The 8,568-nt window shown below is 71.9% G+C and carries 5 protein-coding genes and 2 pseudogenes; 5 read left to right on the forward strand and 2 right to left on the reverse strand.

The window, feature by feature from the left end; all coding sequences use genetic code 11:
- Positions 1–501: pseudogene (locus PROKR_RS34450) on the reverse strand (hypothetical protein); the annotation flags it as partial.
- 143 nt (positions 502–644) lie between these two features.
- A complete protein-coding gene (locus PROKR_RS09665) occupies positions 645–1,469 on the reverse strand; it encodes an exodeoxyribonuclease III (protein ID WP_036962609.1) in 825 nt (274 codons plus the stop codon).
- A 138-nt stretch (positions 1,470–1,607) separates the two neighbouring features.
- Here PROKR_RS09665 and PROKR_RS09670 point away from each other — a divergent pair, with 138 nt between their 5' ends.
- The 5 genes and pseudogenes from PROKR_RS09670 to PROKR_RS34455 form a co-directional block, all read left to right on the forward strand.
- Positions 1,608–2,858: an ATP-binding protein gene (locus PROKR_RS09670; RefSeq protein ID WP_245605772.1), complete on the forward strand. Its 1,251-nt coding sequence runs from the start codon at positions 1,608–1,610 to the stop codon at positions 2,856–2,858.
- A 35-nt stretch (positions 2,859–2,893) separates the two neighbouring features.
- Entirely contained in the window at positions 2,894–4,414 is a 1,521-nt protein-coding gene (locus tag PROKR_RS09675) for an ABC transporter substrate-binding protein (protein ID WP_036962611.1), read from the forward strand.
- Between the two features lie 25 nt (positions 4,415–4,439).
- Complete coding sequence (locus PROKR_RS09680) at positions 4,440–5,387, forward strand: ABC transporter permease (protein ID WP_036962612.1); 948 nt, start codon at positions 4,440–4,442, stop codon at positions 5,385–5,387.
- The gene (locus PROKR_RS09685) at positions 5,384–7,912 is read left to right on the forward strand and encodes a dipeptide ABC transporter ATP-binding protein (RefSeq protein ID WP_084800354.1); all 2,529 of its coding nucleotides are present in this window, start codon (positions 5,384–5,386) and stop codon (positions 7,910–7,912) included. Before PROKR_RS09680 ends, PROKR_RS09685 begins: the two co-directional genes overlap by 4 nt.
- 165 nt (positions 7,913–8,077) lie before the next feature.
- Positions 8,078–8,568 (forward strand): annotated as a pseudogene (locus PROKR_RS34455) (hypothetical protein); the annotation flags it as partial.

Raw genomic sequence — 8,568 nt, forward strand, 5'->3', positions numbered from 1 at the left:
CGGCTCGGCGGGCCCGACGTCCTCGGGCTCGGGGACCGGCGTCGGAGCGGTCCTCGGAGCTGCGGCCGCCGGGACCGGCGCGGGCTCGACATCCGGCTCGTCGGCGGAGTCCTCCGGAGCGGAACCTGCCGGAGCGGAACCTGCCGGAGCAGTGTCCGCGGACGAGACGCTCGCGTCGTCGGCGGACTCCCCGGCAGCGCTGTCCACGGACTCGTCCACAGCGTTGTCCACAGGCTCGCCCGCGGAGTCGTCCGCAGCACTGTCCACAGCGTTGTCCACAGGCTCGCGCTCAGCCGCGGCGTCGTCGGCCTCGGTAGCCTTCGGGGCCTCGCCCACCGGTTCGGACGTGTCCGCGTCGTCGTCGCTGTCGCCCTTGCCGGAGGGGCCCTGGGGAGCGGGGCCCGGCTCCGAATCGACCTCGGACGTCTTCGCGACAGGATCCGAGACGGGGATCTCGGCGACTTCAGTGGCGGCCGGTGTCTGGTCGGGCGTCGACGTCATGCAGTTAACTTACCGACATTCTGTAACGACCCTGCCACCGGAACGGCACCCGTTTCGAGAGCACTCGATTTATGGACAATTTCACCCGACGATTTCCCCATCGAGAGTGGAACCTCAGCACATCACAGCGGGCGCGCGACGGATCAGTCGGTGAGGTCGACAATCACCGGCACGTGGTCGGAGGCGCCCTTCCCCTTGCGCTCGTCCCGGTCGATCGCGGCCCCCGTGGCGCGCCCGGCGAGCGCCGGCGAGGCCCAGCAGAAGTCGATCCGCAGACCCTTGTTCCGGGGGAACGCGAGCTGCTGGTAGTCCCAGTACGTGTAGGTGTGCTCCTCGGGCAGGAACTTGCGGGTCAGCTCCGTGTACCCGGCCTCGCCGAAGGCGTCGAACGCGGCGCGCTCCGGTGGGGAGACGTGCGTCTTGCCGGCGAAGTCCGCCGCGTCGTAGACGTCGGTGTCCAGCGGGATCACGTTCCAGTCCCCGGTGAGCGCGACCGCGTCGCCGGCGTCGGCCCAGGTCTTCGCCGCCGTGCGGAGGGACTCCAGCCAGGCGAGCTTGTAGGCGTAGTGCGGGTCCCCGAGCGCGCGGCCGTGCGGCACGTACAGGCTCCACACGCGGACGCCGCCGCAGGTCGCGCCGATCGCGCGCGCCTCCAGGGGCAGGGCCACGTCGAGCAGGGCGTCCGGGTCGTCGTCGGCGGCCGCCTTGGCGAAGCCGGGCTGCTCCGGGAAGTGCGTCGCGACGTCGGCCAGGCCGACGCGCGACGCGATGGCCACGCCGTTCCACTGGGAGAGGCCGAAGTGCGCCACCTCGTACCCCGCGGCCTCGAAGGCGGCGGTGGGGAACTGGTCGTCCCGGCACTTGGTCTCCTGGATCGCCAGGACGTCGGTCCGCGACCGGTCGATGAAGGCGAGCACGCGGTCCACCCGCGTGCGGATCGAGTTGACGTTCCAGGTGACGAGGCGCACGAGGCCAGCATATTCGTGGTCCGGCTTGCGTGTGCGGTCCGCTCGCAGACGTGTGTAAGGTCCAGTTGGTAATGTGTGGGAGAGGTACTAGTGAGTGTGTGCGAGGCGTAACAGGAGTCCACGATGTACGAGACCCGAGTGATCGACGGCCTGCTCGACGAGCTTCAGCCGCATCTGCAGGCCACGTCGGTCTACGGGCCGAAGGGTGTGGGCAAGACAGAGACCGCTCGCCGTCGCGCGACCTCGGTTCTCCGGCTCGACCAGGCGAATGAGCGGCGTCGTCTCATCGCCGATCCCGATCTGCTGCGGACCCTGCCAGGCCCCGTGCTCGTCGACGAGTGGCAGAGGTGGCCGGAGTCGTGGGACCGGATCCGACGTGCTGTGGACGACGGTGCGGAGCCTGGTCGATTCCTTGTGACGGGCAGCTCCGCACCGCGTGGCGCGGTCGTGCACTCTGGTGCGGGTCGCATCGTCGGCATGCGAATGCGGCCTATGAGCTTGTCGGAACGTGGGCTGGAGACACCGACGGTGAGCCTCGCGGCTTTGCTGGACGGTGGAGCAGAAGTCGGCGGGGAGACACAGGTGGTGCTCGGCGACTACGTGGAGGAGATCGTCGCGTCGGGTTATCCCGGAATTCGCTCGGCCGCCACGCCAAGGCTTCGTCGGACAGCGCTCGACGCCTACATCGACAACATCGTGCAGCGAGAGTTTCCCGATCAGGGGTACCCGGTCCGGCGCCCGGAGGCACTCAGGGCCTGGCTCGCCGCGTACGCCGCGGCGTCGTCATCAACGGCGAAGTATGTCGAGATCCTTGACGCGGCAACGCCGAACCAGGGCAACAAGCCCAACGCGAAGACGACGGTCGGGTACCGGGACGCCCTCGCGGGGCTCTGGCTGCTCGACCCGACACCCGCATGGATGCCGACGTCGAACCACCTGTCGAGACTGGGGCAGGCGACCAAGCACCAGCTGGCCGATCCGGCGCTGGCGGCGCGCTTGCTCAACCTGGACGCGGACGCCCTCATGACCGGTCGAGGTGACGACGTCGCGATCGGCTCGGACTCCATCCTCGGGGCACTCTTCGAGTCGCTGGTCACGTTGGACGTCCAGGTCTACGCGCCGAGTTCGGAGGCGCGGGTGCACCACCTCAGGGAGCAGGACGGCAGGCACGAGGTAGATCTGATCGTCGAGGGGCTGGGGCGGCGCCTGGTCGCCATCGAGATCAAGCTGACAGCGGCTCCGGGCGATCGGGACGTGCGGCAGCTGCTCTGGTTGAAGGAGAAGCTCGGGGACGCCTTGACCGACATGGTCGTCATCAACACGGGCAGGTACGCCTATCGCCGCCAGGACGGTGTCGCTGTGATCCCCGCCGCACTTCTCGGACCCTGATTTTCGAGCTGTTTCACCCCGACTACGCTGGCCGTGTGCAGATCCTCACCGGGCGTCGTGCCCTCGGCGCCGTCGTCGTCCTCACGTCAGCGGCCCTGCTCACGGCGTGCTCCGCCGGCAGCTCGTCCGGCGGGGCCTCGGCCGGGCGTACCGACGTCGTCGTCGGACTGACCGGAGAGCCCACCAACCTCGATTTCACCACCACCTCCGGCTCGGCCATCCCGCAGCTGCTGATGAACAACGTCTACGAGGGCCTGGTGACGATCGACCAGGAGGGCGAGGTGCAGCCGAAGCTCGCCGAGAAGTGGGAGATCAACGGCGACCGCACGGTCTACACCTTCACGCTCCACGACGGCGTGACCTTCTCCGACGGCTCGGCCTTCACCGCGGACGACGTCGTCGCGTCGATCGGCCGGGTCCAGGACGACTGGACGCTGAGCCTGAAGTCGAAGATGGACGTGGTCGAGGACGTCGAGGCCGTCAGCGACACCGAGGTCGCCGTGACCCTGACGCACCCCAGCAACGCCTGGCTGTTCGACATGGGCACGTCCGTCGGCGCCATGTTCCCCGACGACCTGTCCGTCGACCTGGCCACCGAGGCCGTCGGCACCGGCCCGTACACGGTCGAGGAGGTCGCCACCGGCGACCACGTCACGCTCGCCGCCCGCGACGACTACTGGGGCGAGACCCCCGCGATCACCGACGTCACCGTCCGGTACTTCGCCGACGCGAACGCGCAGGCCAACGCCGTCCGCGCCGGCGACATCGACATGGCGTACAACATGCAGGCGCCCGACCTGCTGGCCGGGCTGGAGCAGGACCAGGACCTCCAGGTGATCGACGGCACCTCGACAGGCGAGGTGCTGCTCGCGCTGAACAACGCCCGGCCGCCGTTCGACGACCTGAACGTGCGCCGCGCGATCATGTACGCGATCGACCGCAAGGCCGTGCTGGACACGGCCTGGGCCGGGCACGGGGAGCTCATCGGCTCGATGGTGCCGCCCACCGACCCCTACTACCAGGACCTGACCGGCGCCTACCCGTACGACCCCGACCGGGCGCGCGAGCTGCTGGCCGAGGCCGGCGCCGAGGACCTCAGCATCACCTTCGACGTGCCGACCCGCCCGTACGCCGAGGCCGTCGCCCAGGTGGTGGTATCGCAGCTCGCGGAGGTCGGAGTCGACGCGAAGATCGTTCCCGCGGAGTTTCCCGCCGTCTGGCTCGACAAGGTGTTCACCGAGCACGACTACGAGATGTCCGTGATCCTGCACACCGAGGCCCGGGACATGCTCACCGTCTTCGGCGACCCCGACTACTACATCGGCTACGACAACCCGGAGCTGGGTCAGGTGGCGGAGAAGGCCGACGAGGGCAGCCCCGACCAGTACGTCGCCGGCATGCAGGAGGTCTCACGCATGATCGTCGACGACGCCGCGAGCGACCCGCTGTTCCTCTTCCCCAACACTGTGGTGGCCGACGCCGCCTTGTCGGGCATCGCCGCGAACGCCACCACGGAGTCCATGGACCTGACCGGCCTGCGCTGGTCGGACCGCTGATCCGGCCGACGCCGGACGCCGCCCCATGGTCAGACACCTCGCCTCGCACGCCGCACAGCTCGTCGTCACGCTGCTCGTGGCGACGGCAGCGATCTTCGTGCTGCTGCGCGTGCTGCCGGGCGACCCCGCGGCCGTCGCGCTCGGGATCGAGGCGTCCCCGGAGGCGCTCGCGGCCTGGCGGGCCGAGCACGGCACCGACGGGCCGCTGGTGGTCCAGTACCTCCAGTGGGTGGGCGGGCTGCTCACCGGGGACCTCGGCACCAGCTACGTGACGTCGCAGGACCTGACGCCGCTGGTCGCGGACCGGGTGCAGGTCACCGGCATCCTGGTGCTGCTCGGCATGCTGATCGCGCTGGTGGTGGCGGTGCCGGTGGGCACGCTGGCCGCCGTCTGGCACCGGAACGCGGGCGGCGTGACCCTCTCGGCGGTGAGCCAGGTGGGTGTGGCCGTGCCGAACTTCCTGGTGGGCGTGCTGCTGGTCGCGCTCTTCGCGGTGCGCCTGGGCTGGCTCCCGTCGGGCGGATGGGCGGCGCCGGTCGACGGGCTCGGCGAGTTCTGGCGGCACGTGCTGCTCCCCGCCGTCGCGCTGGGCTCGGTGCAGGCCGCGATCATCACGCGGTACGTGCGCAGCGCGGTGCTGGAGATCATGCGCGAGGACTTCCTGCGGACCGCCCGCGCCAAGGGCCTCACCTTCACCGGCGCCCTGGTCCGGCACGGGCTGCGGAACGCCGGCGTGCCCATCGTGACGGTGGTCGGCGTGCAGATCGCGTCCATGCTGATCGGCGCCGTGGTGATCGAGCGCGTCTTCGCCGTGCCCGGGCTCGGCAGCCTGCTGCTGGACTCGGTGGGCAACCGCGACCTCCTTGCCGTGCAGTCGATCGTGGCGGTGCTCGTGGTGCTGGTGGTGCTCCTGAACTTCCTGGTCGACCTCGTCTACACCCTGCTCGACCCGCGCCTGCGGAGAGCGGCATGAGGGGTGCGAGGCGCCGCCGCCCCGGCGCGCACCCACAGCTCGTCATCGGCGCCGTGCTGGTGGGGCTGGTGCTGGTCACGGCCCTCGTCTCGCTCGTCTGGACCCCGTACGACCCGGTGCACGCGGGCGCCGAGCGGCTGCTGCCGCCGGGAGCCGAGCACTGGTTCGGCACCGACCGGTTCGGCCGTGACGTGTTCTCGCAGGTCATGGCCGGTGCGCGGATCACGCTCCTGGTGGGATTGGTCGCGGTCGGGATCGCCGCGCTCGTGGGCGTACCGCTCGGCGTGCTCGCCGGGATGCTCCAGGGTTCGGGCCGCGGCCGGCCGGCCGCGGTGCTCATGCGCGGCACCGACATCCTGCTCGCGTTCCCCGGCCTGCTGCTCGCGATCGTGCTGGGCGCCGTCTACGGCGCGGGCACGGTCACCGCGATGGTCGCGCTGGGCATCGGCTCCATCCCCGCCTTCACGCGCGTCGCGCGCAGCGGGACGCTGCAGGTGATGCGGTCCGACTACGTCCTCGCCGCCCGCGCCGCGAACCGCGGCGAGGTCGCGATCGCGGCGCGGCACGTGCTGCCCAACATTGCCGGCACGGTGCTGGTGCAGTGCTCCGTGAACTTCGCGATCGCCGTGCTCGCCGAGGCCGGGCTGTCGTTCCTCGGCCTCGGCACTCCCCCGCCCACGCCGTCGTGGGGGCGCATGCTGCAGGAGTCCCAGCAGTTCCTCGGCCTGGCCGACCACCTCGCGATCGTGCCCGGGGTGGCGATCGCCGTCGCCGTGCTCGGCTTCAACCTGCTGGGCGACGGGCTCCGCGACGTCCTGGACCCGCGCCTCGCGACCGAGTCCGGTGCGACACCACGGGTCGAGCCCGCACGGGCCGTGCCCCCGCGGTCCGAGCCCGTCGGGACCCCCACCCTCGACCTCCGGCACCTCACCGTCCGCACGACGAGCGGACGCACCCTCCTGGACGACCTCTCGCTACGGGTCGCCGCGGGGGAGCGCGTCGGACTGATCGGCGAGTCCGGCTCCGGCAAGACCATGACGGCGCTGGCGGCCCTCGGTCTGCTGCCCGACGGCGTCGCGGCGACCGGGCACGTCGGCCTCGCCGGGGTGGACGGGAACCTCCTGGACCGGGGCGAGCGGGCCCTGGCCCGCCTGCGTGGCCAGGCGATCTCGATGGTCTTCCAGGAGCCGATGACGGCGCTCGACCCGCTCGTGCGCGTGGGCCACCAGGTCGCCGAGGCCATGACCCTGCACGGCACTGACGGGAGGACGGCGACGCGCCGCGCGGCGGAGCTGCTCGCCGAGGTCGGCCTGCCCGACAGTGCCGCCCGGCGGTACCCGCACGAGCTGTCCGGCGGGCAGCGGCAGCGCGTGGTGCTGGCGGCGGCGCTGGCCAACGACCCGGCCGTGCTCGTGGCGGACGAGCCGACGACGGCCCTCGACGTCACCGTCCAGCGTCAGGTGCTCGACCTCATGACGCGGCTGGTCAGCGACCGGGGCGCCGGGCTGCTGTTCATCACGCACGACCTGGCCGTGGTGTCCCAGGTGTGCGAGCGCGTGGTGGTGCTGCTCGACGGCGTCGTGGTCGAGGAGGGACCGGTCGACGAGGTGTTCGCGCGCCCCCGGCACGAGTACACGCGGCGGCTGCTGGCGGCGTCCACCCTCGAGCCCCGCCGGTCGCAGGCCGAGCACGCGTCGCAGGCCGATCCCCCATCGCGGGTCGAGCCTGTCGAGACCCCCGCCGCACTGATCCGCGTCCAGGACGTGACCCGCACCTACGCCCACCGGGGCCAGCCGGTCCAGGCGCTGCGGGGGGTGTCCCTCGCGGTCCAGGAGGGGCAGCGGTTCGGGATCGTGGGGGAGTCCGGGTCGGGCAAGTCGACGCTGCTGCGGATCGTCGCGGGGCTCGACCGGGCGACGTCGGGCCGGGTCGTGACCGCGGGCGTCGAGTTGAGCCCTGCCGAGCCGCGCGACCTGGGCGGCCTGCGCTCCGCGCTGCAGCTCGTGTTCCAGGACCCGTACGGCTCGCTCGACCCCCGGATGACCGTCGGCGACATCGTGGCGGAGCCGCTGCTGAACGCCATGAACGTCCGGGACGGCGGCCCGCGCTCGGCGGCCGGACGGCGCGACGCGGTGCTCGAGATGCTGGACGCCGTCGGCCTGCCGCTCGACGCGGCCGGGCGGTACCCGCACCAGTTCTCCGGGGGCCAGCGGCAGCGCATCGCGATCGCGCGGGCGCTGGTGTGCCGTCCGCGCATCCTCGTGGCGGACGAGCCGGTCAGCGCGCTCGACGTGTCCGTCCGGCGGCAGGTGCTGGACCTGCTCGCGCGCCTCGCGGACGAGCGCGCGCTGACTCTGCTGCTGGTGTCGCACGACCTGGGCGTCGTGCGGCACGTCTGCGACCAGGTCGCGGTGATGCACGAGGGCCTGATCGTGGAGCAGGGGCCCACCGCCCAGGTCTACGACGACCCGCGGGACGAGTACACGCGCCGCCTGCGCGCGGCGACCCCGCAGCTCGCGCGCTGACCGCCCGCACCACTCGCACGTGTCAGACCCACAGGTCACCCGGGTGACCTGTGGGTCTGACACGCCCGTGACCTGCGCGGCCTACCCAACGATTCCTGTGCACGCGACGTCTGCGCTGGTGAAGGCGGTGATCGACCGCCGCGTCCTCACGAAGGAGACAGGTAGATGCGCGCCAGAACGGGTGCAGCGGCAGCGGTGATCGCGGTGGCGGTCGCGCTGGGTACAGGGGTACCGGCGTGGTCGTCCGGGGCGGCCGGGGGCGGCGGTGGGGAAGCCGGCGGCTCGGGCGGGACGGTGGCCAGGGCGGCGGCCTCGGGTGGGTCGTCCGCGACGGTCACCCTGATCACGGGTGACCAGGTCGACGTCGGGCGGTACCCCGACGGCCGCAGGTCCGTCACGGTACGGCCCGCGGCGGGCCGCGAGGGGATCGCCTTCCAGAAGCTCGTCCAGGGCGACAGCGTGCGCGTGATCCCCGGTGACGTCGCGCGCCTCGTGCCCGACCGCCTGGACCCGGCGCTCTTCGACGTCACGGGACTGGTCGCCGCCGGGTACGACGACGCACACCGGGACACCGTTCCCGTCATCGTGCAGGACGCCGTGGTGGCGGACGCCGCCGCGACAGCGGGCGAGCCCGGTGCCGCGGGCGCGGCGGCCTC

Source organism: Promicromonospora kroppenstedtii DSM 19349 (assembly GCF_000515355.1).
Classification (GTDB): domain Bacteria; phylum Actinomycetota; class Actinomycetes; order Actinomycetales; family Cellulomonadaceae; genus Promicromonospora; species Promicromonospora kroppenstedtii.

Excerpts from the sequence above, each read along its gene's own strand:
- PROKR_RS09680 (WP_036962612.1), top strand. The coding sequence starts at position 4,440 with ATGGTCAGACACCTCGCCTCGCACGCCGCACAGCTCGTCGTCACGCTG.
- PROKR_RS09685 (WP_084800354.1), top strand. The coding sequence starts at position 5,384 with ATGAGGGGTGCGAGGCGCCGCCGCCCCGGCGCGCACCCACAGCTCGTC.